Raw genomic sequence first — 26,338 nt, forward strand, 5'->3', positions numbered from 1 at the left:
TATAGTTTGTCTTTATTAAAGTGTATAGTTTAAAATTAAATTAATAAATTAAAGATATTAATTAAGGAGAAAAACATGCAAAATATAGCAATTATAGGTGCAGGGGCTGTAGGAAGTATCTTGCTTTATCTCATTCGAAATGACAAACAACTGAATATTGATATTTTTGCAACTGAAGAGCGGGATGTCATCATAGAAAAAGACGAAGAATTACTACATACTGGATTTACTACTAAACTTTTGGGATCAACAAATAAACAATATGACATTATCTTTATCACAACGAAAGCTTATACGCTCGATTCAATAATATCGGTAATAGAATCGTTGACACACGAAGATACAAATATTATTATTTGCCAAAATGGATATTCCCAAAGCGAGTGTTTTAATCATCCCAAAGTATTTCACGCAGTCGTCTATATAAGTGGTCAAAAAACAGAAAATAAAGTCATTTATTTTAGAGATAATAAACTCGTACTCCCTATCAATAAACAGACTATTACGATTAAAAATAAATTATTAAATACACATTTGGACTTAACGCTCGCAGACGATTATTTGACGCAAATTTGGTTTAAGTTGCTCGTTAATCTCGGTATTAATTCGATGACAGCTTTGACAAAAAACACGGCTCAAATCTTAAAAGTTCACGAAGTTCAGCACCAATTGAGGATGTTATTACAAGAAGGTATTTTGGTTGCAAATCATGAGCAGCTAAACTTTAGTGATGAAACAATCAATCAAATAATAAACATCTATGCAGGTTACCCTAATCATATGGGTACTTCGATGTATTATGATGTAAACAACAATAATTTAACGGAGTATGCTTTTATTCAAGGGTATATTTATGAACGCGCACGTTATCACCAATTAAACACTCCGACACTTGATTTAGTTTATGCATTATTAAAAGGATATCAATATAAAAGAAGTTAAAATCAAAAAACACGCGATGATATTGCTATCATTGCGTGTCCTTCATTATAAATATTGATTCACGATATTTGCTATGCCATCACTGTTATGATCATCAGTAATGACGTCAGCAATTTCTTTAATGCCTTCATTTGCGTTCCCCATAGCTACACCAAGCCCAGCAAATTCTAACATATCCTTATCATTATTACTATCTCCAAAAGCCATGACTTCTTCTTGCTTAATGCCTAATTGATCAACAAGTTGTTTCAGCACTTTCCCTTTAGATACTTCTTTATTCATAAATTCTAAGAAGAATGGTTTAGAAGTTGTCGCATGAATATCATCATTGAATTTCCCACCGATAGCTTCATTCATATCACTAATTTTATCAATGTCATCAACACCCATTAATTTTGGTACATTACTAGTCACAAATGCTTTTAAATCATCAACTGGATTCATTGGTAAGCCAGTTAACTCGTGTTCAACATTCATATATTCATGTGTACCTTCATACACGATTGTATTATCAATATATGTTAATACAAATACATCTCTCGATCTTAAATAATCGTACACTTCATCAAAGGATTCCTTGCTAACGTGAGTAGCCGCTATTAATTTGCCTGTTGCCATATCAATTACTTCTGCACCGTTATAGCTTAGAATATAAGAGCCATAATCTGCTAACTTTAATTCTTTTGCAGCTTCTAACATACCACCTGTAGGTCTGCCTGATGCTAATACAACTTTAATGCCCTTTTCTTGTGCGTTTATCAATACTTTTTTAGTAGATGATAAAATAGTATTGTCTGAGGTTAATAATGTATCGTCCATATCTAATACGATCATTTTATATTGCATTGTAATTCACTCCAAATCATTTTAATACCTATATCGTATCACAAATGATTATTTTTCGTATGCAATAACACCACTTACATCCACTTGAATGTGCTTTACTTCACAATTTGGTAAACGTCTTAATGCTTTATAATTTTCATTAAAATTATCAGGATGACAAACAACGAATATTGACGGGCCTGCTCCACTTAAAAAAGCATAACAATCTCCTGATAAAACGTTTCTTACCATTTCATAATGCGGTACTAAATGTTTACGGTAGGGTTCGTGATAAATGTCTTGTTGCATCATTTTCCCAGCTGTCACATAATCTTTCAAGTAAAGTGCAGCAATTAACATATTACCAATTGCTCCTGCTTCAACAGCAGTACTGTATGCTAATTCATTTGGCAATGCTTCGCGTGCTTCAATCGTCTTAAGTTCATAATCTGGAATGACAACCATTATTGGCCATTCTATCACGGGCACTTGTAATGTCTGCGTGATATTTTGATGTGGGTTGTAATAACCAACAATAACACCACCTAATACACTTGGTGCTACATTGTCGGGGTGTCTTTCTATTTCTGATAATAGACTTACCTTATCTATTTTTGATAAATTTAAATCATAAAAATAATTTATTATTTCTAAACTTGCTATTAAAGCAGAACCTGAACTTCCCAAACCTCGTGCAAGAGGGATGTCAGAGTGCATTACAACCGAAAAGCATTTGTCTTCTAAATTGAATTTCTCGATAAAGTACTTGCAATATTTACGAATATAATGACTTTCGTTGTTTTCTAATTCAGCTAATGCCTCACCAAAATGTTGTATATCCCAAACCTTACTTTCTGACACTTCTAATTCTAAATATAAATTAACCGCCATACCGACTGAATCAAAACCTGGACCTAAATTTGATGTCGATGCAGGTACCTTAATATATAACATTTAAATCACCGACTCGATATATTGAATGATTGCCTGTTCATCGTTTTTCAACACTTCAGGTCTTACATCAATTGTGTCGATTGCAGTCTGAGGATCTTTCAGTCCATTTCCTGTTAACACTGCGACGATTTTTTTACCAACAGGTAGTTTACCTTGACGATGTGCTTTAATTAATCCTGCAATACTTGCATTACTACCTGGTTCAGCAAATACACCTTCTTTACTTGTTATGATACTGTATGCTTCCAGTATCTCTTCATCCGTTACTTCATCTATCAACCCACCAGATTCATCACGCGCAGAAACAGCCAATTTCCAGCTTGCAGGATTCCCAATACGTATTGCTGTTGCAATCGTTTCTGGTTGCTCAATTACATGGCCTTTAACAATTGGTGCTGCTCCTTCTGCTTGAAAACCAAACATTTTTGGTAAGGCCGTATTATTTTTCTCAGCATACTCTTTAAATCCTTTCCAATATGCTGATATGTTACCAGCATTACCGACTGGAATCGCTAGAATTTCAGGAGATTCACCTAATTGTTCAATCACTTCAAATGCTGCTGTCTTTTGACCTTCTAAGCGATATGGATTTACTGAATTTACTAGCGCTATATCATCACGCAATTCACTTACTTTACGCACGATATTTAATGCTTCATCAAAGTTGCCTTCAATCGAAACGATTTCAGCACCATAAACGATTGCTTGTGCCAATTTTCCCATTGCTATTTTACCTTCTGGAATAACAACAATTGTTTTTAATCCTGCACGTGCAGCATATGCAGCAGCTGAAGCAGAAGTATTACCCGTTGATGCACAGATAACAATTTCCTTTCCTTCTTCTTTCGCTTTTGCTACTGCCATCACCATGCCACGATCTTTAAAAGAACCTGTTGGGTTTGCACCTTCAACTTTTACATACACTTCATTTTCGAGTAACTCAGATAAATAAGGCATATGAATTAAAGGTGTACCACCCTCATTTAATGATAGTGCTGGTGTTAGTCCATTAATCGGTAAATATTCTTTATATTCTGCAAGTAATCCATTCCATCGTTTCATCTTAAACACCTTCAATTCTATATATTTTGTAATTCATATCTAACGATTCTATATATGATATTGTTCTTTCTGATTTATCTTTTTCTAAATCAATACACTCAATGACGGCAATACCATCTTGTACTAAATATTGATTATATTCCACTTTTGATAAAATATGATTAATATCACTATCAGCATATAAATCAAGCATGATGAGATAATTCAAAGTATCTTCGTCTAAATTTAGAGTCGTATTAACTTCTAAATGAAGTGGTAAATTATGATTGTTCGTGTCCAACATTTCAATCACATGTAATAAGTCACTCACTACAGCACTACCAGTTGCTAAACTTCCAGCACCCTTACCGTAATACATTGTGTCTCCTACTGCATTACCATCAATATAAATTGCATTATATTCATTCTCTACATGTGCTAATTGATGTGATACAGGAATCGCTGTAGGTGCAACTGACAGTTCAGCATACTTTCCATCATATAAACCATTTCCAATAAGTTTAATTCGATAACCTAACTGTTTTGCAAGCTCAATATGACTTAGTCTTACTTCACGAATTCCTTCAACCGTACAATCATTTAGTGTATTAAATTGATTGAACGCTAAATAACTCATAATAACCACTTTTCGTTGTGCATCAATACCATCAACATCAGCTGTTGGGTCAGCTTCTGCATATCCTAAATCAGTAGCAATCTGTAAAGCGTCTTCATATGATTGTCCCTCATTACTCATCTTACTTAATATGAAATTACTTGTTCCATTGAATATACCCATAAAATGCGTAATACCATTTGCACTTAATCCATAGTTCAATGCATTAATAATCGGAATACCACCTGCAACTGCAGCCTCATATTTTAGAGAAACACTATTTTCACGTGATAAATTTTCTAATGCCTCTAGATGTTCAGCAAGTAAATCTTTATTTGCAGTAATAACATGCACTTTGTTCTTTAATGCCGCAGTGATTAATTCATAAGTTCCCTCAATTCCCCCCATTACTTCTATTAATATATCAATATCACTTTCTACAATTGACATTAAATCATTAGTTAATGTATATTGATTAACATCGATTTCGCGCGATTTATTCATATTGTTAACACCGATAGCAGTGATACTAATATCAGTTCCTAATTTTTCTTTTATTTGTTCATTATTTTCCTCAATTATCTTAACAACACCAGTACCTACTGTACCCAAACCTAGTAAACCAATTTTTAAGTTTTTCATGGCAACCTCCTGTTTTTCTCTAGAATACAAATGTACTCTTGAAAAAGATTTATATTTATAGTATAACTAAGTCATTAATAAAGTAAAGCTTAAAATAAAAATGAAATGAGTGTTGATAATGATCGTATGTAAATTTGGTGGTAGTAGTGTTGCGAATGCAGAACAAATTAGAAAGATGATAAATATTATCAATACGAATGAAGAAAGACGAATCGTGATTGTATCAGCACCAGGGAAAAGATTTGATCAAGATGTAAAAGTCACTGACCTATTAATTCAATTATACGATAAAGTCTTATTAAGTGAAAATTATGACATTGAATTAACTAAAGTTCTCAATCGATTTGAATCCATAGCACAAGAACTTGAATTAAAGACACCATTGATTCATTTATTTGAGTCTCAATTAAAAGGATATATCCAAAAATATAATAATCATCCACTCCGCTTACTTGACGCTCTAAAAAGTTCTGGCGAAGACTTTAATGCACAATTGATTGCAGCTTTTAACTCACAGTTAGGGGTTAAAACTACATATTTATCACCGAAAGAACTTCAATTGATAGTTAGTGATGAACCCGGTAATGCCATAATCCACCCTGACAGCTACGATAAAATAAATCAGGTTATTCAAGAAATAGATGGAAAAATTATTATCCCAGGATTTTTTGGAGTGAATGAAAATAGTGATATTGTTACATTCTCAAGAGGAGGTAGTGATATTACGGGTGCTATATTATCTAGAAGTGTCCATGCAGACATATATGAAAACTTTACAGACGTCTCAGGAATATTTGCAGCGAATCCAAAAATTGTTGACAATCCTGCATCAATACATAATTTAACTTATGCTGAAATGCGTGAATTATCTTATGCTGGATTTAATGTATTTCATGACGAAGCCCTTATGCCTTTATACAAAGAAGGTATTCCTGTTAATATTAAAAATACAAATGAACCTGAGCACCCAGGAACTATGATTACTAAAACACGTCAATCTGTAGGCGTCGTTGGAGTAAGTTGTGATGCGGGTTTTGTCAGCATTAATATGACAAAATATTTAATGAACAGAGAAGTAGGATTCACTAGAAAGTTGCTAACAATATTAGAAGAACACAATATTTCTTATGAACATATGCCCTCAGGTATTGATGATATAAGTATTATCATTCGTAAAAATCAGTTTAACGATAATTTATATGAACTTGTAACAGAAATTCAGGACAGATTACATGTGGACGATATTTCTGTAGAGGAAGACATCGCCATATTAATGATAGTTGGACTCGGAATGAAAACATTAATTGGGACAGCCAATAAAGCAACTGAAGCGTTTAGGAATAATCATATAAACATAAAGATGATCAATCAAGGTTCATCAGAAATTAGTATGATGTTTGGAATATATGTAGCTGATGAAAAGAAAGCTGTCAAAGCAATCTATGACGCTTATTTCACTGCATAAAAAAGTGAGCAGCACTACGCTGCTCACTTAATTTATTTAACTAAAAAATAACCTTCTGATTATACAACCAGTCAATTGTTAAAGCATTTAAATCAAAATGTGCTAATTTATGACGTTGTAACTTACCATCAATAAATGAATCTAAATAAATATCATTATTAAATATTTGATGATGTACATGATAGATTTCATGTTTGCTAGAATAATCAGTAATAATTTGCATGAGCTGTTGTTTCTTCTCGTCCGACCAGTTCTTAGTCACATGAACATGAAATAATATAACTGCCTCATTTTGAGGTAAAGACTCAAGCACACTTGGTAATAATTTTAATTCATCACCTTCAAGAATTTCAACGGGATGATCTAAAAATACTTTACGCGCTTTCATAAATTGTTTACGTCGTTTCGTTTCTTCAGGATAATATAAACTCATTAACCAAAAATATTCATCTTCTAAAGTTAAATCTATTTTATTCTTTGTAATCCCTATTTTTTTATATGGATGATTAAGCTCAGATATATTAAACCCTTCATCATATCCATTTAATTTCACTTTAATATTAAATTCTTCTGTATTGCCTATTTCTATTTTCTTATTAAACGTGTAACCATACCAGTCATAGTTAAGTAGCAGTCCTCCTTTAGATCCAAGTTCAACTACATTAAAATCTGCTTGACCACTTAACTTAATAATATGTTGGAACACTGGGATTAAAACAGATGAACGTTCTACAATATTCTTTTTTAAATTATAACGCTCGATATCTGATAAGATACTACTAAAATGCTCTTCTTGGAAATTCAAAAATTCATTCATCAAATCTTTTGATGGCTTTTTAGGCTCAGTTGTAAAATTTAAAAAGTAATCTCGAAGAGAATCTTCATGCACATATAAATGCTTAACTATTGAAGTTAAATACAGTGAAATAAAATGTGCATTAAAATAATGTGGCGTTAATTTCAACATCAATGTTTCATTCTCGGCTAAATGCTTTGTAATATAACTATATAAAGGGCTCTCGTCTTTCACTGTTTCAGAATATGCTTCAAATTGCTTTTTTATTTTCTCTGGCATTGCTTTGCCCCCATCATATTTATTCATAAACTATTATATCTCTTTATCTCATAATAAATATAAATAATAATTACCCATATCCCAAACATCATATAGTAATTGGACTAAATATTCAATAAGAGTTTACCCTAAGTTAGCAAAAATAAAGAAATTTTCTACTATTTCTACCTTAACATAATAGAAATGTACAAAATCTATAGAATATTTACGCTAAAAGTATAAAATGAAATACAATTTTGATATATTAACATTAAGTAATATCAAAATCTTCATTTTAAGGAGCGTATTCATGGAAAATAATAACAGAAACAATAAACATTTAATAAATCATAGTGAAAAATTTCAGTCTAATGAAAATGATAATAATTATAATGATAATACATTTTCAACATCTACAACATACACTGCATCAAATAATCAAAACAATAATGAAAAAAAAGTTCAAAAAGATAATTTTTCTCAAAAGAACAATAAATCAAACTATAACTATCCGTCACCTGTTGATGAAAATAATAACAATTCAGTCATTTGGAAGCTGTTAGGTTGTTTCACATTAAGTATTATAGCCCTATTAATATTGGGATTCCTTGTATACCAGGCTGTTTCAGGATTAATGAATAACAACAGTGATAATATTATTAAAACTGAAGAGACAAATAATAATAACGATAATGGTAAACATGAAGACAATGAAATAACTACAACTCCGGCAACGGGCAAAGCTGTAACATTTAACGAAGGACATTATTCAGTCGGAAAAGACATTAAACCTGGACGATACATGGTTGGAACGAAAATTCGAGGCAATCTCTTCATTACTAACGGAAACCGAGCACTAAATGTCAACGAAATTGTTGGATCAGGAGATGAAGATGTCATTGCACAATTAGAGGATGGTCAAAAGATTGAAATCAAAACAGCGTATGATGTAAAATTTGAACCGATTGCTAATCAGATGTATCGTGATGAATTATTCGCTGGTATTTACATGGTTGGGAAGCACATTGAACCAGGAACATATAAATTCACTACAAATGATGAAGGATTCACAACTATAAATACATTTGAAAAAACAGATGGTAAATACATTTCGAAAAAATATGTATCAATAAATAATACAAAAGATAGCGATAATCAGATAACCGTGAAAGATGGTGAAATATTAAATATACAAAATGCAAAAAAAGTAAAAATAGAAAAACAATAAAATTAATTTTCTAAATAATAACAAATATCTATGTTAAATGGTTATAAACTTTTAATTTGGGAATACTTAAATTATAAGGTTAAATCAATCTTAAATATTTCTATTTTATAAGGAGATTATTATTATGAATTTTAAAGTAATTGGAAGTACATTACTCGCTTCAACATTAATACTTGGAGCATGTAACTCGGAAGATGTTGACAAAGCTAAAAATGATGCAACTGAAGCTGGTAACAAAGCGAAAGATGCTGCAAAAGATGCTGGTTCTAAAGCAAAAGATGCTGCGAAAGATGCTGGTTCTAAAGCAAAAGATGCTGGTTCTAAAGCAAGCGATGCTGCAAAAGATGCCGGTTCTAAAGCGAAAGATGGCGCAACTGATGCTGCTAACAGTACTAAAGACGCTGCTGATGACGCTACGAAATAATATAATTTTCATATCTTCATTTTCCACCCTACTTTGGGTGGTATTTTTTTGACTGGAACATGTTTCATTTTCAAATTTAATTATGAGCACTTAGAACAATAATAAAAGCTGAAACAGAAGGAAATTATTCCTTCTGTTTCAGCTTTTATTTTATATTAGTAATGCTTTAAATATTGTTCAATTTCCCATTCACTCACTTGTAGTCTGTACATATCCCATTCAATACCTTTTGATCTTACAAATTGTCGGTAAATGTGTTCACCTAATGCTTCTTTCATTAAACCGTCTTCACGCATTGCTTTAATTGCAGTATATAAAGTTGATGGTAAATCTTCAATCCCAACCGCTTCACGTTCTTCACGGTTCATTTCATAAATGTTTTGATCCACAGGTGCTGGTGCTTCCATCTTATTCTTAATACCATCTAATCCAGCTTGTAAAATAACTGCTAACGCCATATATGGGTTTGCTGCTGGGTCAACTGAACGTACTTCTACACGAGTTGATAATCCACGAGATGAAGGAATACGAATTAATGGAGAACGGTTTTGGCCACTCCATGCAACGTATACTGGCGCTTCATATCCTGGAACTAAACGTTTGTATGAGTTTACTAATGGATTACATACTGCTGTAAATCCTCTCGCATGTTTCATGATACCAGCAATAAAGTGACGTGCATCATCAGATAATTGCATATCTCCACTTTCATCATAGAACGCATTTTCTTTAGGTCCTTTGAATAATGAAACGTTAAAGTGCATGCCTGAACCGCTTAATCCGAATAATGGTTTTGGCATAAATGTCGCATGCAAATTATGTTTACGTGCAATCGTTTTTACAACTAATTTAAATGTTTGAATATTATCACATGCAGTAATTGCATCTGCATATTTAAAGTCAATTTCATGTTGTCCAGGTGCTACTTCATGGTGACTCGCTTCGATATCAAAGCCCATGTCTTCAAGTTCAAGTACGATATCACGACGACAATTTTCACCTAAGTCTGTTGGCGCTAAATCGAAATAACCACCTTGATCATTTAATTCTAATGTTGGTTCACCTTTTTCATCTAATTTGAAAAGGAAGAATTCTGGTTCTGGTCCTAAGTTGAAATCAGAGAATCCTAAGTCTTTCATTTCTTGCAAGACACGTTTTAAGTTAGAACGTGGGTCACCAGCAAATGGAGATCCGTCTGGTTTATGAATATCACAAATTAAACGTGCTACTTTACCTTTATCAGATGTCCAAGGGAAAATAACCCAAGTATCTAAGTCAGGATATAATTTCATATCAGATTCTTCAATACGTACAAATCCTTCGATTGATGATCCATCAAACATCATTTCATTGTCTAACGCTTTGTCTAATTGACTGATAGGTATCTCAACGTTTTTAATTGCCCCAAGAATATCAGTGAACTGTAATCTTAAATAACGTACGTTTTGTTCCTCTGCAAATCTCTTAATATCTTCCTTAGTGTATTTAGCCATAATAGCCTCCATTATATTTATTTAAAAAATCTTGATAAATCTCCACGGTTAATCGGAATATCTGTCTTACTGTCAAGCTCACTCACATCATAATATAATGCTTCTTTAACTTCAAATCCAGATGTATTATCTTTTTGTTTATCAGTTAATATGGCTTTAATACGTTTCATATTAAAACCTTTTTCAAGCAATAATTTAATGTCAAGCAAAGTATCTAAGTCATTCATTGAGAAGAGACGTTGATTTCCTTCTGAACGATAGGGTGTAATGAGGTGTTGTTCTTCATAGTAACGTATTTGTCTTGCACTAAGCTCAGTCAATTTAATTACGACACCAATCGGAAACACTGGCATATTTCTTCTTACAGTATCTTTTGCCATTTTGCACCTCCAACCAATAACTAAATATAAATTACCATAGTTTTTTTATAAAAACAAATCCATGTGAGGTTTTCTCACATGGATGAAATTATAATGTTATGACTTTATTTTCAATTAAGTTTTCGATTGCACTTATTATCGCGATTTTAACGTGCTCGTATGTTAATCCTCCTTGAATATAGGCTTCAAATGGAGCACGAATTGGTCCGTCTGCCGTTAATTCAATCGATGCCCCTTGAATAAACGTGCCTGCTGCCATGATAACATCGTCTGTATAACCTGGCATATATGCCGGCATCGGCATAAATTGAGAATTAATAGGTGATGCATTTTGAATCGCCTGACAGAAAAGTATCATTTTTTCTTTATCATTGAAAGTCACAGATTGAATTAAGTCTGTACGTTTAGCATCGTATTCAGGTGTAGTCTTTAATCCTAAATCCGACAGTATAGCGCTTGTAAATACTGCTCCTTTTAGTGATTGGCTTACGACATGAGGACTTAAGAAGAATCCTTGATACATTTCAAGCAAGCTATATAACGTTGCGCCAGCTTCCTTACCAATACCAGGTGCAGTTAGGCGGTATCCGATGCGTTCAATTAAGTCTTTTCTACCTGATACATATCCACCAATCTTACAAATACCACCACCTGGATTTTTAATTAAACTTCCAGCAATTAAATCTGCACCAACTTCAATTGGTTCTCTTTCTTCAACAAATTCACCGTAGCAATTATCAACAAATATTATTACATTCGGATTTACTTTCTTTATTGCATGAATCACAGTTTCAATTTGAGCAATCGAAAGCGATGGCCTTGAGCTATATCCTTTAGATCGTTGTATTGCAATCATCTTTGTATGCTCTGTCATTGTTTCTAAGATAGTTGGTATATCAAACTCATTATCTTTTAATTCAATATGCTGATATATCACACCTTGTTCTATTAATGAGCCAATACCATTCCCTTCAACCCCAATTACTTCGAGTAATGTGTCATATGGCTTACCTGTAATATATAACAGTTCGTCACCATGCATTAAATTCGCTTGTAATGCTAACGTTATCGCATGTGTCCCTGAAATAATTTGAGGTCTAACAATCGTATCTTCAGATTTAAATACATGACTATAGACAGCTTCTAAGTTATCACGTCCGATGTCGTCATAACCGTAACCGTTCGACCCGACTAAATCACCTTCAGAAATTTTAATTGCTCTGAATGCATCTAACACTTTCTTCTGATTAAATAATGCTATTTGTTCAATTTGTATAAATTGTTCTTTAACTTTTAAATCTGTTTTATTGATTAATTCTTGTAATGCATTGATTTTAGTTATTTCCATTATTGTCCTCTGTTTCTGAATTAATATTTTCAATTAATTTTTGATTAATAAGTTGTTCTGTAATGCCATTATGTGGATTTTCAAATCCAGAAATTTCGTATAAATTAATATCTTCATTAAAATGTATCTTTTCGACTAGTGTCGTCTGTTTTAACTTTGAAATAGTCTGACCGTCATAATCTAACATTTGTATATGATACTTTGTCATCTCATTTTTAATAGTTTGTATCAAAGCGTCTTTCAATCGTTCTTCATCTTCTGGATCATACACAGATACTATAATTTGATTTGTGCCTGTCATAATAATCTCTGTAGATAATAAATCCTTTTTATTAAAAACCGTCAGTATCGGTATATGCTTCATCTCAAGTTCTGAAAGAATCATATTTACCGTATCAATTTGGTTTAAGTAATTAGGATGGCTTCTATCTACGACATGTATGATAACATCAGCATATTTCGCTTCTTCTAAAGTCGAACTGAATGCTTCAATTAAATGCGTTGGCAAATACTGAATGAACCCTACAGTATCACTAAGTAAAATATTAAATCCATCATTTACTTTCATTATTTTACTTTTCGGATCAAGTGTTGCAAATAGTTTATCTTCCATAAATGTATCGCTTTCAGTTAATTGATTAAACCAAGTTGATTTACCAGCATTCGTATAACCAACAAGCGCTACTTGAAACATCTGTTTCTTTTGTCTGTTTTCACGATATCGTTTACGATGGTCTTTAATTAATTCTAATTGTGCTTTAATATCATGGATTTTATTTCGAATATGACGTCGATTCATTTCTAACTTCGTTTCACCAGGACCTCTTGTACCAATTCCTCCACCCAAACGCGATAATGATTGTCCATGTCCAGATAACCGTGGCAATAAATATTCTAGTTGCGCAAGTTCTACTTGCAACTTACCTTCACGACTTTTCGCACGTTGTGCAAATATATCAAGAATGACTTGTGTTCTATCAATAATCTTAGCATCCAACATTTCATTTAGACGCTTAGATTGAGAATTCGTTAATTCGTCATTCACAACAACGACATCAAACTCTATATCACCACGTTCCTTCAATTCAATTATCTCTTCTATTTTTCCTTTTCCAAGATAAAATGAATAATCTTTACGGTCTTTATTTTGTATTACTGTATCTAAAACTTCCAACCCAGCTGTTTCACATAATGATTTAATTTCTGAAACACTCGCATTGAAGTCGAATTCTGATTCTTTTTTTAAATGAACTGCTATAATAAGAGCACGTTCAATAGTTACATACGTTTCGTTCAAATTATCACCTCTTTAATCTAGTTTGCTTTAAAATATAAAAATAAACAAGCAGGAAGGATGAATTTTTATGTCAATTTATGATATTACAGTCACTAACACGAAACATGAATCACAGGATTTATCAGTATATAAAGGCAAAGCGATGCTAATCGTCAATACTGCAAGTGAATGTGGCTTTACGAAACAGTTTGATGGCTTAGAAAAAGTATACCAACAATACAAGGATAATGATTTCGTCGTACTTGGATTCCCTTGTAATCAGTTCGGTAACCAAGAACCTGGAGACGGTGCTGAAGCAGAACAAAATTGTCGTTTAAACTTTGGTGTTACATTTCCGATGCACGAAAAAATAGATGTTAATGGTGATAACGCACATCCTTTATTCCAACATCTAAAGCAAGAAACAAAGGGATTACTTGGAGATAAGATAAAATGGAATTTTACAAAATTTTTAGTAGATAAAGAAGGCAATGTTATCGGTCGTTATGCGCCAACAAAAACACCTGAGCAATTAACATCAGAAATTGAAAAAATATTATAAAAAATAACTATAAAAAAGAACAAATCCATTGGATTTGTTCTTTTTTATTCGTTTACACTTTTATTCAACAAAAGTACTAATTGCATGTTTATAAATTAAATTTTCTTTTTCTCCAACGCTTATTAAAATAACATACTTATCAAAATCTAAAACGGTACCTTTCATTTGAAAGCCGTTCGTTAAGAAAACAGTTAGTTCTGTTCCACTAGTCTTGTACTTCTCTAAAAATGCATCCTGAAGATTACCTGAATTTGTCATAATAATTCCCCTCTATATTTGTCATAATTTGATCAACCATATCTATTATGGATAAATCACTACTGTCAAACCATTCAACAGACATTTGATTATTAAACCATGTCAATTGACGCTTTGCGAAATTCCTAGAATTTTGCTGCAAACTTTCTACCGCTTGATTCAATGAAACTTCTCCATCTATATAAGGAATTATCTCTTTATACCCTATTGCAGTCATGCTTTGTTTATCTCTATAGCCACTGTCTATTAAGTTACTCACTTCTTGTACCAACCCTTGGTCAATCATAAGTAATACACGATGGTTAATTCTATTATATAATATAGGACGCGGCATATTAAGTCCTATAATAACTGTATCATATTTTTCATTGATTGTCTGACTTTTTTTCTGATTTGTTATCGATATTCCATGCATTTCAAAATAAATAAGTGCCCTAATTACGCGTTGCTTATTGTTAGGATGTATTAAATCTGCTGCGATTGGATCAATTTTTTTAAGCAGCTTATATACATCTTCAGAACTAAATTGATTGTACTTTTCTTGTAATTTACTTTTTAATAATTGATCTTCTTTTACAAATTCATATTGATACAGAATACTTTGTATATACAACCCTGTACCACCCACAATCATGGGTGTCTTTCCTCTGGCGAATATATCTTCGATAATCGGTTCGGCATGTGCTTTAAATTGTGCAGCTGAATATGTTTCATCTGGATTAAGAATATCTATCAAATGATGTGGAATACCTTCCATTTCTTCGGATGTAATCTTCGCACTACCAATATCCATTGATCGATAGACTTGTATCGCATCACCACTAATAATTTCACCATTTACACGTTTAGCTAATTCAATACTTAATGCTGTTTTTCCTACTGCTGTTGGTCCAACGATGACAATCAAAGGTATTTTATTCATTGCGTTCTAACCACTTTCTGATATTATCTAGCACTTCTTGCCTGTTGACTTCGTTTAATACTTCATGACGTGCATTTTTATACAATTGTACAGTGACATTTTCAATGCCCGATTTATTATATTTTCTTGCGAGCGATTGAATACCTTTTCCAAAATTAGAAAATGGATCATCCATACCAGACACAAATAAAAGTTTAAGCCCAGGATTCATCATTTTTATTGTTTTACTTTTTTGTGTTTTACCCATCGTTTCAGCTATAGATAGCAGAACTTGTAAAGATACATCAAATCCACAATTAGGATCATTTACAAATGCGTCAACATTATCTTTATTCAAACTTAGCCAATCACTTTCTGTGCGAAGCGGTCTAAAATGCTTATTCAATTGTTTCGTACTCATCGCATTTATTTTAGGTAATATAGCGTCTGAACCATACAATTTTATCAATGATTTTAATAATGTAGTTGAAGAATGATATTTAGTATCATAATAACCAGTTCCAGATAAAATACAATCTGTAAATATACTTGGAAACATTGTTAAATACTGCCTTGCAACGATACTTCCCATAGAATGACCAAGCAATATTGTACGACCTGGCATTAGAAAAGTTTGTAACACTTCGTGCGCATCATTAACGAGTTGTTCAATACTGTCAAAGTGTCCTCGAGTACTTTCATCAATGTACTTTCCATGTCCACGTTGATTATGCAATACTACTAAATAACCTAGCCCACCAAAAAATTGAGCCACTTCCTTATAACGCTCTATGTGTTCTGACATACCATGCAGTATTTGAACAGTACCTATTGGCTTATTTTGTGGTTTAATGACTATTATTTCTAACTGTGTATTATCTTTTAACGTTATATATTTATATTCTGTCATATTGATAATTATCACCTCAATAAATATTATACATTAAATAAAATAACCTGCCAAAATGACAGGTTATTAAAATTATATTCAAATATTTAATTTTACAAGATTATTCAGTAGATACTTGGATAGATGGTGACACTGCTTCTGAAATTTTATCTTCTAATGCTTTTGTGTACATTTCAACTTCGCTTGAATCATAATGTAATAATTCTGCTAACACTTTAATGATAGCCTCTTTATATTCAAAAACTTGTTGAATATTAAAATATAAATCACCACTTCTTCTAATTATAAAGTCAGTCGGTTGATATACCATTTCATTTTGAATACCATACACAAGTTCAGCATATAAACTTACTGGCATATCTTTATATGATTTGCCACCACAAATTTGTGCGATAGCAAATAAATCATCATGATTTGAACCGTATTTGCAAATGATTGCTTCCTGTTCATCTTGAGATAAAATATTGAATAATTTAGGGTTAACGTGCGAACTTATATATTGTTCAAAGTTCATACTTCCACCTACATCTCCACCAGATATCGGTGTACGTTTCGTATTACTTTCCGGGAACTTTAATTTGTATTCTTCTTTTAAACGTTTCGCTACTAAATCCACAATATCTTGAGCCATATGACGGTAACCTGTTAATTTACCACCTGCAATCGTTAAAAGACCAGATTTACCTTCCCAAATTTCATCTTTACGCGAAATTTCTGAAGGATCTTTTCCTTTTTCTAATATTAATGGACGAATACCTGCCCAAGTTGATTCAATATCATCATCACTTATTTCTACACTTGGGAACATGTAATTAATCGCTGCAATAATATAATCTCTGTCTTCTTGTGTTACTTTCGGATTTTGTTTATCGTTATTATAGAAAGTATCTGTAGTACCGACATATGTTTTACCATCACGAGGGATCGCAAATATCATACGTTTATCATTTTCAGTATCGAAATAAACAGCTTGACGCAAAGGAAAGTCGCTTTGATCGAATACTAAATGAATTCCTTTTGTTAATCGTAATTGCTTATTGTTTTTAGAATAGTCGCTATCACGCACTTCATCAACCCAAGGACCTGTTGCATTGACAACTTTCTTTGCTTTAATGTTAATCTTCGTATTACTTACTAAATCGGTAACAGTAATGCCATCCACTTTCTTTTTCTTATCATAAGTAAATCCTGTTGATTTCACGTAATTTAATACGTCAGCACCAAATTCCGCTGCTTGCTTCATGACTTCAATCGTCATACGCGCATCATCTGTACGGTATTCAACATATGATCCACCTCCACGTAAGCCGTCAGGTTTCACTAATGGCTCTTTTGCTAACGTTTCTTTTGCTGATAACATAACACGACGTTCTGATTTCTTAACTTCCGCTAAATAATCATATACTTTTAATGCGAGTGACGTTGTTGTCGGACCAAACGTGCCCCCTTTATGCATCGGTAATAACATACGTTCAGGCGTTGTTACGTGTGGACCATTCTCATAAACGATGGCACGTTCTTTACCCGTTTCAGAAACGACACCGATCTGTAATTGTTTTAAGTAACGTAATCCACCGTGAACTAACTTCGTCGAACGACTTGAAGTACCTGAAGCAAAGTCTTGCATTTCAACAAGTGCGACCTTCATGCCACGTTGTGCAGCATCAAACGCTATCCCAGCACCTGTAATACCTCCACCAATAATGACAACATCATATGCGGTATGTTGCATACGATTCAATACTTTTGTACGGTTCAAACTTGATAACTTCATAATGATTCCTCCATCATTCTTAATATCTTTATATACCCTTTAATTCTCATATTAAAAGAATTTTACTTTTTATTTTTCTTAAACATTTGCGTCGCTTTCACTGCCGTTTGCCAACCTTCATAAAGCTCTTCACGCGTTGCATCATCCATCGTTGGATCAAATTGTTTATCGAGTTGGAATTTTTCTTTAATTTCATCTTTTGATTGCCAGAAACCAACTGCAATACCTGCCAAATAAGCTGCACCTAAGGCTGTCGTTTCGTTATTTTCAGGACGCTCTACAGGGACATTTAAAATATCAGATTGGAATTGCATTAAGAAATCATTTTTAACAGCGCCGCCATCTACTCGTAATTTCTTTAATTCAATTCCTGAATCTATCTCCATCGCATCAATTACATCACGCGTTTGATACGCTAAACTTTCTAACGTTGCACGAATGAAATGTTCTTTTTCAGTACCACGAGTAATACCAAATACCGCTCCACGAGCCTCTGAATCCCAATACGGTGTGCCTAATCCTACAAATGCTGGAACGACATAAACACCATCTGTTGATTCAACGCGTTTAGCATAAGTTTCGGATAATGGCGCATCTTTTATCATACGCATACCATCGCGTAACCATTGAATCGCACTACCTGCTACAAATATAGAACCTTCCAATGCATAATTCACTTTACCATCGATACCATACGCTAAAGTTGTTAATAATCCACTTTCAGATTTAACCGCTTTTTCTCCAGTATTCATTAGCATAAAACAACCTGTACCATAAGTGTTTTTAGCTTCACCTTCATAAAAACACGCCTGACCAAACAATGCTGCTTGTTGATCACCTGCAATACCAGCAATCGGGATATTTTCGCCAAAGAAATGAGGTGAATCTGTATGCGCATAAATTTCACTTGATGGTTTCACTTCAGGTAACATCGATTTTGGTATTGTTAAATAATCAAGTAACGTAACGTCCCACTTTAAATCGTAAATGTTATACATTAATGTGCGACTTGCATTTGAATAATCTGTTACATGGGCTTTTCCTCCTGAGAGCTTCCAGACAATCCAAGTATCAATCGTACCAAATAGTAAATCGCCTTTTTCAGCTTTTTCTCGCGCACCATCTACATGATCTAAAATCCATTTCACTTTTGTACCAGAGAAATATGGATCAAGCAATAATCCCGTTTTTTCTCTAAAAGTTTGCTCTAAATCCTGTGCTTTTAATGCATCACAAATCGATTGTGTTTGACGCGATTGCCAAACGATAGCATGATATACAGGCTTCTCTGTTACCTTATCCCAAACAACAGCTGTTTCACGTTGATTTGTTATTCCGATACCAGCAATTTGTTCAGCTTTAACATCACTTTCTATCAGTACACTGGAAATACATGAAAGAACAGATGACCATATTTCATTCGCATCGTGCTCTACCCATCCAATTTGCGGAAAATGTTGTTTGAATTCACGTTGCGCAACACCTTTAATGTCGCCATCGTGATTCACTAACATCGCGCGTGTACTTGTCGTCCCTTGATCAATACTTAAAATATATTTTTCCATAGTGAAAATCCCCTTTATGCTTTGAATTATTTATTTTATTCGTCCAATATGTTATTGTTTATTATTTTATATGATTGGAGACGTTTTTTCTTTTAAAAACACTTTATTTAATACTATACCAATAATTAAGACAGTAATTAATACAGCAATTGAAACGATATCTATTCCGCCAAATTGACCTTTAAAAAGCAATCGGTAAAGTGTTGCACCAAACATTCCGCCTGCAATCGGTCCTAAAATCGGTACAATCGCATATGTAAAGTTAGAAGTACCCTTTCCTGGAATTGGCAAAATAAAATGGGCTAACCTCGGACCAAAGTCACGTGCTGGATTAATAGCGTAACCTGTTGCCCCACCTAAACTAATGCCGATAGCTATTATTAGAATACCAACAACTAGTGGATTTAAACCTTCAGCAAATTTTGAACCACCTATAAACAATAATCCCATCATTAAGATGAGCGTTCCGATAATCTCTGAAATAAAGTTAGATAAAAAGTTGGGATAGGCTGGACCTGTACTAAATACACCAAGCTTTGTCCCCGCATCTTCTTCAGCTTTAAAATGGGGCATAAAGTGTAACCAGACTAACGTAGCACCTATCATAGCACCTGCAATTTGTGCAATGCTGTACCCGAGTACTTTTGACCATGGAAAATCTCCATTAACTGCAAGTCCAATAGAAACCGCTGGATTTAAATGTGCACCGGAAAAAGCACCGACTGCATAAACACCCATCGTTACGGCTAAGCCCCAACCTATTGCTATTACGATCCAATCTGCACCACGTGCAAAACTCCCCTTTAAATTCACATTGGCACAAACACCCGCACCAAACAAAATGAGAATGGCTGTTCCAACCAATTCTGCTAAATACTCATTCATAATTTCACCTCTTTTTAATATTAAGTTAAAGAAAGACAAAAAGACCCCTTTATCACATGATAAAAAGGTCTCTTTTACTCGTCCCAAATTATTAACTTAAAAATTATATTAATATAGAATGTAACCGTTGTCAATTTATTTTTCAGGATTATAGTATTTCCATAAAACTTTATTACTTGTTGTCACATGTGTTGCACCATTATTAAATGCTTTCTCAGCTTCCTCAACAGTATCTATTAAGCCTCCTGCAATAATTTTTCGTTGCGTATTATCACTTAATTCTTTTACCACTTTTGTTGCAATGCCTGGGAGTACCTCAACATAATCCGGTTCACAAGCTTCAATAAAGCGGTAAGTTTTTAACAATGCGCATGAATCAATAATAAAAGTGCGTAATATCGTTTGAGCACCAAGCATTTTCGCTCTCTTTATGAGCTTTGGTCTTGTAGTTACGATACCGAATACTTTATATTTTTGAATCAAAAATTCAACCGCTGATTCATCGATTGCTAATCCTTTAATTAAATCGACATGAAAAAAGGCACGTTTGTCATACGCAATTAACATATCTAATATACTTTCAATTTGACTTATATGAAGATCTAAGATGACACAGTATTCATATTGTGTTTCGAGAAAAGTTTCTAAATCTTTCATTGTTCTAATTGCTGGTAGAATCACAGTTACATCACTCTCTTAAATAGTTTTTCTAATTCATATGTAGTAAATTGAATGGTAATTGGTCTACCATGTGGACAAGTGTAAGGTTCATTTGTTTGGGCAAGTTCATTAATCAATCTCACCATATCATCATATTTTAAATAATGATTGGCTTTGATCGACTTCTTACAGCTCATCATAATTGCAGTTTCTTCTCTGAATTTGTTTAGATCAACATGTTGATGTTCAAACAAATATTCGATTAAATCCTGAATCATTGTTTTTGCGTCTTCTGGAAACCAAACAGGTACTTCATTAACGACATAATCACGTCCACCAAAATGTTCTAATGTAACACCAATGTCAGAAAGTTTGTCTTGTAATACATTGAATTTCATTGCTTCATCTTGTGTAAGTTGTAAATTGATTGGAAATAATAATGATTGTAACTCATGACTCACTTCACCAATTTTATTTTTATAAAATTCATATTTAATGCGTTCTTGTGCTGCATGCTGATCAATCATAAACATCCCCGTATCATTTTGACAGACGATATATGTGCCATGCACCTGGCCTACCACTTCTAAATAAGGTAACTTTCGTATATGCTCTAAGTTCTCATGTTTAGTCTCAGTTTGTTCTTTTACATTTGTGTCTTCCAGCTCTAAATCACGATGTTGATTTATATGCGTGCCTTCACTATTGTCATCAACACGTGTATCCCACACAACTGAATTAGGATTTGGATGATTGAATATATTAATATCTTTCATTTCATTGCTTTCTGATTCAGTCGATTTACGCGCAACAGAAAAATCATCTCGTTGAAATTGATCTGAAGATGGTTCTAGATCCAAATGTTCACGATTTTTCGGCTCAAAGGTAAAATCTAAATTTTGATTTTCTTTAACAACTTCATGTGCAATACGATGATCGTATTCAAATTTTTGTTGTTCAAACTGTTCAAGCACTTTTTTATTCGTATTTACTTTAGGTATTAAGGTTTGACCAAGTAGTTTATCTTTAATTAATTGTTCAATTAATTCCATCAATTGTGACTCTTTAGATAATCTAACTTCTTGTTTAGTAGGATGAACGTTCACATCCACTAGACTTGGATCCATTGTGATATGAATACTCACGATTGGATAACGTCCGATTGGCAACAAAGTATGGTATCCATTAATAATCGCTTTTGCAATCATAAAGTTCTTAATATATCGACCATTAATGAATATAGACATATAATGACGGTTACTTCTCGTATGTTCTGGCTTAGCAATAAAACCACTGACCTTATAATCGCCTGTTTCTCCGTTGATTGCAATGATATCTTTAGCAATTTTCATACCATAAATGACAGCCATGGCTTCATTCAGCTTTCCATTACCTACAGATTGAATTAATGTTTTATCGTCACTTAGTAATGTGAATTGTATACTTGGAAAACTCATAATAAAACGGTTTATTATATCTGTTATTTTACCGAGTTCTGTTTGTAAACTTTTAACATATTTTAATCGTGCAGGCGTATTATAAAATAAATCTTCAACAATCATTTCAGTGCCAATTCGCGCAGCATGTAAATTACGACTAACAATTTTACTGTTTTCAACTTTGATTTGATGACCCACTTCTCCATCAAAACATGTATTGACCGTCACTCGGCTAACAGATGCTATAGAAGCTAATGCTTCCCCCCTAAACCCAAGCGTACGAATATGAAATAAGTCATGATCTTCAGCTATCTTACTTGTTGCATGTCTTAAAAACATTAATTCTAAATCTTCTTCATGTATACCAGAACCATTGTCTGTTATTTTTATTTTCTTTAAACCTGCTTCTTCAACTGCCACAGTAATCTTTGTTGCTCCAGCATCAATCGCGTTTTCAACAAGTTCTTTGACAACTGATTGTGGACGTTCAATCACTTCACCAGCAGCAATTTTATTGCTAAGTGTAGCATCAAGCGTTTTTATGATTCCCATTTATTCACCTACTTTAATTGAGACTTTAATTGTTGTAATTTTAATAATGCTTCAATTGGTGTCATTGATTCTATTGTTAAATTTTTAAGTTCTGTAATGATTTCATTGTTTTCTGATTCACAAAACAAATCAAATGCGGGTTGCATGATAGCTTGATTGCCTTGTGTCATCCTAACATCGCTGTTTAATCCTTGATTATGTTTACTTTCATCTACAATTTTTGGTGTGCCCGTTTCATTTCTACCAACAAAGTTCAAATCTTTAATGCTGTAGTTTTCAAATGATTCAAGTAAATGACCAGCACGACTAATAATTTCATCCGGTAAATCTGCAAGTTTTGCGACATGTATCCCATAACTATTCTCAACAGCACCTGGCATAATTTTGTGTAAGAATATTAATTCACCATTATATTCTTTTGCAGCTACATGTATATTATTTAAACCATCTAAAGATTGATCTAAACCAACGAGTTCATGGTAATGCGTTGAGAATAATGTTTTCGCACCAATATGGTTATGCACATATTCAATCATTGATTGAGCAAGGGATAAACCATCATAAGTTGAAGTTCCTCTACCTATCTCATCAAATATAATCAAGCTGTTTTCAGTGGCATTGACTAATGCATTGCGTGCTTCAAGCATTTCAACCATAAATGTACTTTGACCGCTCACCAAATCATCTGCAGCACCGATTCTCGTAAAGATTTGGTCGAAAATCGGTAGTTCAGCATAACTTGCTGGAACAAATGAACCCATTTGGGCCATTATGCTGATTAATGCAACTTGACGCATATACGTCGACTTACCACTCATATTAGGTCCAGTTATTAAATATATAAAACCATTATCATCTAATGCACAATCGTTTGGCACATATTGATCACGCTCCATCACTTGTTCTACGACAGGATGACGAGCGTCTTTTATTTCTAATACTCTACGATTTGAAATGATTGGCGCTGTGTAATCATTATTCGTCGCAACTTCACTAAAGTTTTGTAAACAATCCAATTCAGCAATACGTTTCGCTTGGCGCTTTAAATTCGGGATATAAGACTTTACTTGTTCGCGTAGTTGAATAAAGGCATCATACTCTAAGTCAATTGCCTTTTCTTCTGCACCTAAAATTAATGCTTCTTTTTCTTTAAGTTCCTCCGTAATGAATCGTTCTGCATTGCTTAATGTTTGTTTACGGTCATAACCGTACTCTGCAATATCAATATTGACTAAATTCGTTTTTGAAATTTCAATATAATAACCAAATACTTTATTGAAGCTGATTTTTAATGATTTAACACCAGTACGTTCTCTTTCTTTCGCCTGTAATTCTGATAACCACGCTTTACCATTTTTCTGAGCATCACGGTATTCATCAAGCATAGCGTTGAATCCATCTTTAAAGATACCACCTTCTTTAATTGTAGTCGGTGGTTCATCCATAATACTCTCTTCAAGCATTTGATAGAGCGGTGCTAAGCTTTGAATACCTTCTAAACCTTTTACAACATTATTAAAAGGATTTAATAATTCATTGATACGAGGTAATTGCTCTAATGAATACTTTAATTGAATTAAATCTTTTGCATTGACGTTGCCAAATTGAACACGACCCGCTAAACGCTCAATATCATAAACATGTGTTAAAGCTTCACGTAAATTATGTCTTAATATAAATTCATCATTGAATAATTTTACGATGTTTAAACGTTCTTCAATTTGTTCTTTATGAACGAGTGGTCGTTCAATCCAATCTTTTAAACGACGATTCCCCATTGGTGTTTTACATTGATTAAAAATTGAAAGTAACGTGCCTTTTTTCGTTTTTAAACGTATACTTTCTGTCAGTTCTAAATTACGTTTCGCATACATATCTAAACGCATATGTCCAAGTGCAGCATATTCAATCGGTTGATCGATATGATCTAATGCGCGCATTTGCGTTTCACTAATATAACTCAACAATAAATTGACAGCCGGCTGTAATGTTTCTTTTAGACCATCAACAATTTCAAAAGAAGCATCTGATTCATAAATCGTCACAACATTGGTCATTAAACGCATGTGTTGATCAATGTTTGATGGCAATGCTTGATTTGCAATAATTTCTTTCGGACTGATGCTACTCATTTCGTTTAACATCGTTGTCTCATCACATTGTGTCACTTTAAGCTCGCCAGTAGAGACATCACTATATGCAATCGTATATTCTTCACCGCTTAAATGTAGGCATGCTAAATAATTGCTTTCATTCTCACTAATCATATCATCCATAACAGTACCAGGCGTGATGATTTGAACAACTTCTCGCTTCACCATTCCTTTTGTCTGTTTAGGATCCTCCATTTGTTCAGCAATTGCAACTTTATAACCTTTTTCAATAAGACGTTCAATATAACCTTTGGCTGAATGATGAGGTACTCCACACATCGGTATCGCATTCTTTTTATCTCGACGCGTTAGAGTAATTTCAAGTTCTTTCGCTGCAAGAATTGCATCATCATAGAACATTTCATAGAAATCACCTAAACGAAAGAATAATATTGAATCTTTATACTGCTCTTTCATTTGTAAATATTGCGTCATCATGGGTGTTGGTTTAGACATTGTCATCCATTCCTTTTGTTTAATAAATTTCTTTTATTTAATAATCTTAATAGGATATAGGCAATAATACTACCGAATAAACTACTGACTATGAATGCATAAAATATTGGTAAAAAGCCTTTCATCCCAATATCCATTAAATATAGTAATGGTATCGTACATAAACTACCAATTAATCCAGTGCCTATCCATTCCCCTAAACTTGCAAATCCTATTTTTTTAAATCTTTGATAGAGGATTGCTGCAAATAATACACCAATCATACTGCCTGGAAATGCAAAAAATGATCCAGTTCCAAAAATATTTCTAAACACAGAACTGATTAATGCTTGTGCTAAACCATACCGAGGTCCAACAAATACTGCACACAGTACATTAATAAAATGTTGCATCGGAAATGCTTTTATCGGACCCACTGGTATATAAATAAGATTACTTAATACGACATTCATCGCGATCAAAATACTTGTCAGCGTTAATTTTCTCGTATCAATTTTCATAGTGCCTCCTAACAAAATAATGCCGATTCAAATGA

Annotated in this window: 24 protein-coding genes; 5 read left to right on the forward strand and 19 right to left on the reverse strand. The window is 33.2% G+C overall.

The features are described 5' to 3' along the window. The first annotated feature begins 75 nt into the window (after positions 1–75). On the forward strand, positions 76–942 hold the full coding sequence (locus ACMGE9_RS00230; protein WP_414043254.1) for an oxidoreductase: 867 nt from the start codon (positions 76–78) through the stop codon (positions 940–942). A gap of 45 nt (positions 943–987) precedes the next feature. On the opposite strand, the gene ACMGE9_RS00235 is transcribed toward ACMGE9_RS00230, so the two are convergent. The 4 genes from ACMGE9_RS00235 to ACMGE9_RS00250 are packed head-to-tail and all read right to left on the reverse strand — an operon-like array spanning position 988 to position 5,020. Then, the gene (locus tag ACMGE9_RS00235) at positions 988–1,788 is read right to left on the reverse strand and encodes a Cof-type HAD-IIB family hydrolase (RefSeq protein WP_414043255.1); all 801 of its coding nucleotides are present in this window, start codon (positions 1,786–1,788) and stop codon (positions 988–990) included. Between the two features lie 48 nt (positions 1,789–1,836). Then, entirely contained in the window at positions 1,837–2,721 is an 885-nt protein-coding gene (gene thrB, locus ACMGE9_RS00240; RefSeq protein WP_414043256.1) for a homoserine kinase, read from the reverse strand. Next, complete coding sequence (gene thrC / locus ACMGE9_RS00245) at positions 2,722–3,783, reverse strand: threonine synthase (protein WP_414043257.1); 1,062 nt, start codon at positions 3,781–3,783, stop codon at positions 2,722–2,724. A gap of 1 nt (position 3,784) precedes the next feature. Next, the gene (locus ACMGE9_RS00250; protein ID WP_414043258.1) at positions 3,785–5,020 is read right to left on the reverse strand and encodes a homoserine dehydrogenase; all 1,236 of its coding nucleotides are present in this window, start codon (positions 5,018–5,020) and stop codon (positions 3,785–3,787) included. 118 nt (positions 5,021–5,138) lie between these two features. On the opposite strand from ACMGE9_RS00250, the gene ACMGE9_RS00255 reads away from it, so the two are divergent. After that, positions 5,139–6,485, forward strand: coding sequence for an aspartate kinase (locus tag ACMGE9_RS00255; protein WP_414043259.1), 1,347 nt, complete (start codon positions 5,139–5,141; stop codon positions 6,483–6,485). Between the two features lie 40 nt (positions 6,486–6,525). Here ACMGE9_RS00255 and ACMGE9_RS00260 read toward each other — a convergent pair whose 3' ends face one another. Beyond that, positions 6,526–7,560, reverse strand: coding sequence for a DUF2332 family protein (locus ACMGE9_RS00260; RefSeq protein WP_414043260.1), 1,035 nt, complete (start codon positions 7,558–7,560; stop codon positions 6,526–6,528). 289 nt (positions 7,561–7,849) lie between these two features. On the opposite strand from ACMGE9_RS00260, the gene ACMGE9_RS00265 reads away from it, so the two are divergent. Beyond that, entirely contained in the window at positions 7,850–8,767 is a 918-nt protein-coding gene (locus ACMGE9_RS00265) for a hypothetical protein (protein WP_414043261.1), read from the forward strand. Positions 8,768–8,891: 124 nt separating this feature from the next. Then, positions 8,892–9,191, forward strand: coding sequence for a hypothetical protein (locus ACMGE9_RS00270; RefSeq protein WP_414043262.1), 300 nt, complete (start codon positions 8,892–8,894; stop codon positions 9,189–9,191). Positions 9,192–9,346: 155 nt separating this feature from the next. Here ACMGE9_RS00270 and glnA read toward each other — a convergent pair whose 3' ends face one another. From glnA to hflX, 4 genes are all read right to left on the reverse strand, one after another. After that, entirely contained in the window at positions 9,347–10,684 is a 1,338-nt protein-coding gene (gene glnA / locus ACMGE9_RS00275) for a type I glutamate--ammonia ligase (protein ID WP_414043263.1), read from the reverse strand. 17 nt (positions 10,685–10,701) lie between these two features. Continuing rightward, positions 10,702–11,064 carry a MerR family transcriptional regulator gene (locus ACMGE9_RS00280; RefSeq protein WP_414043264.1) on the reverse strand — a complete coding sequence of 121 codons (363 nt, stop codon included), beginning with the start codon at positions 11,062–11,064 and terminating at the stop codon, positions 10,702–10,704. 88 nt (positions 11,065–11,152) lie between these two features. Continuing rightward, entirely contained in the window at positions 11,153–12,412 is a 1,260-nt protein-coding gene (locus ACMGE9_RS00285; RefSeq protein WP_414043265.1) for an aminotransferase class I/II-fold pyridoxal phosphate-dependent enzyme, read from the reverse strand. Then, positions 12,399–13,709: a GTPase HflX gene (hflX, locus tag ACMGE9_RS00290; RefSeq protein ID WP_414043266.1), complete on the reverse strand. Its 1,311-nt coding sequence runs from the start codon at positions 13,707–13,709 to the stop codon at positions 12,399–12,401. Before hflX ends, ACMGE9_RS00285 begins: the two co-directional genes overlap by 14 nt. A 67-nt stretch (positions 13,710–13,776) precedes the next feature. Between hflX and ACMGE9_RS00295 the strand changes: the two genes are divergently transcribed. Next, a complete protein-coding gene (locus tag ACMGE9_RS00295) occupies positions 13,777–14,250 on the forward strand; it encodes a glutathione peroxidase (RefSeq protein WP_414043267.1) in 474 nt (157 codons plus the stop codon). A gap of 60 nt (positions 14,251–14,310) precedes the next feature. On the opposite strand, the gene hfq is transcribed toward ACMGE9_RS00295, so the two are convergent. The 10 genes from hfq to thiW form a co-directional block, all read right to left on the reverse strand. Further along, positions 14,311–14,508, reverse strand: a complete 198-nt coding sequence (gene hfq, locus ACMGE9_RS00300) for an RNA chaperone Hfq (RefSeq protein ID WP_414043268.1) — start codon at positions 14,506–14,508, stop codon at positions 14,311–14,313. Continuing rightward, entirely contained in the window at positions 14,492–15,430 is a 939-nt protein-coding gene (miaA, locus tag ACMGE9_RS00305) for a tRNA (adenosine(37)-N6)-dimethylallyltransferase MiaA (protein ID WP_414043269.1), read from the reverse strand. Before miaA ends, hfq begins: the two co-directional genes overlap by 17 nt. Continuing rightward, positions 15,423–16,319, reverse strand: a complete 897-nt coding sequence (locus ACMGE9_RS00310; protein ID WP_414043270.1) for an alpha/beta fold hydrolase — start codon at positions 16,317–16,319, stop codon at positions 15,423–15,425. The genes miaA and ACMGE9_RS00310 overlap by 8 nt, the downstream gene beginning before the upstream one ends. A 100-nt stretch (positions 16,320–16,419) precedes the next feature. Beyond that, positions 16,420–18,093, reverse strand: coding sequence for a glycerol-3-phosphate dehydrogenase/oxidase (locus ACMGE9_RS00315; protein WP_414043271.1), 1,674 nt, complete (start codon positions 18,091–18,093; stop codon positions 16,420–16,422). Positions 18,094–18,155: 62 nt separating this feature from the next. Beyond that, a complete protein-coding gene (gene glpK, locus ACMGE9_RS00320) occupies positions 18,156–19,658 on the reverse strand; it encodes a glycerol kinase GlpK (RefSeq protein WP_414043272.1) in 1,503 nt (500 codons plus the stop codon). Between the two features lie 66 nt (positions 19,659–19,724). After that, a complete protein-coding gene (locus tag ACMGE9_RS00325) occupies positions 19,725–20,543 on the reverse strand; it encodes an MIP/aquaporin family protein (protein WP_414043273.1) in 819 nt (272 codons plus the stop codon). Between the two features lie 135 nt (positions 20,544–20,678). Continuing rightward, positions 20,679–21,200, reverse strand: a complete 522-nt coding sequence (locus ACMGE9_RS00330) for a glycerol-3-phosphate responsive antiterminator (protein ID WP_414044511.1) — start codon at positions 21,198–21,200, stop codon at positions 20,679–20,681. Positions 21,201–21,226: 26 nt separating this feature from the next. After that, entirely contained in the window at positions 21,227–23,194 is a 1,968-nt protein-coding gene (gene mutL / locus ACMGE9_RS00335) for a DNA mismatch repair endonuclease MutL (RefSeq protein WP_414043274.1), read from the reverse strand. An 8-nt stretch (positions 23,195–23,202) separates the two neighbouring features. Further along, a complete protein-coding gene (gene mutS / locus ACMGE9_RS00340; RefSeq protein WP_414043275.1) occupies positions 23,203–25,803 on the reverse strand; it encodes a DNA mismatch repair protein MutS in 2,601 nt (866 codons plus the stop codon). A gap of 2 nt (positions 25,804–25,805) precedes the next feature. Beyond that, positions 25,806–26,297 carry an energy coupling factor transporter S component ThiW gene (gene thiW, locus ACMGE9_RS00345; protein WP_414044512.1) on the reverse strand — a complete coding sequence of 164 codons (492 nt, stop codon included), beginning with the start codon at positions 26,295–26,297 and terminating at the stop codon, positions 25,806–25,808. Positions 26,298–26,338 lie beyond the last annotated feature (41 nt).

Source organism: Macrococcus animalis, assembly GCF_047425875.1.
GTDB lineage: Bacteria > Bacillota > Bacilli > Staphylococcales > Staphylococcaceae > Macrococcoides > Macrococcoides animalis.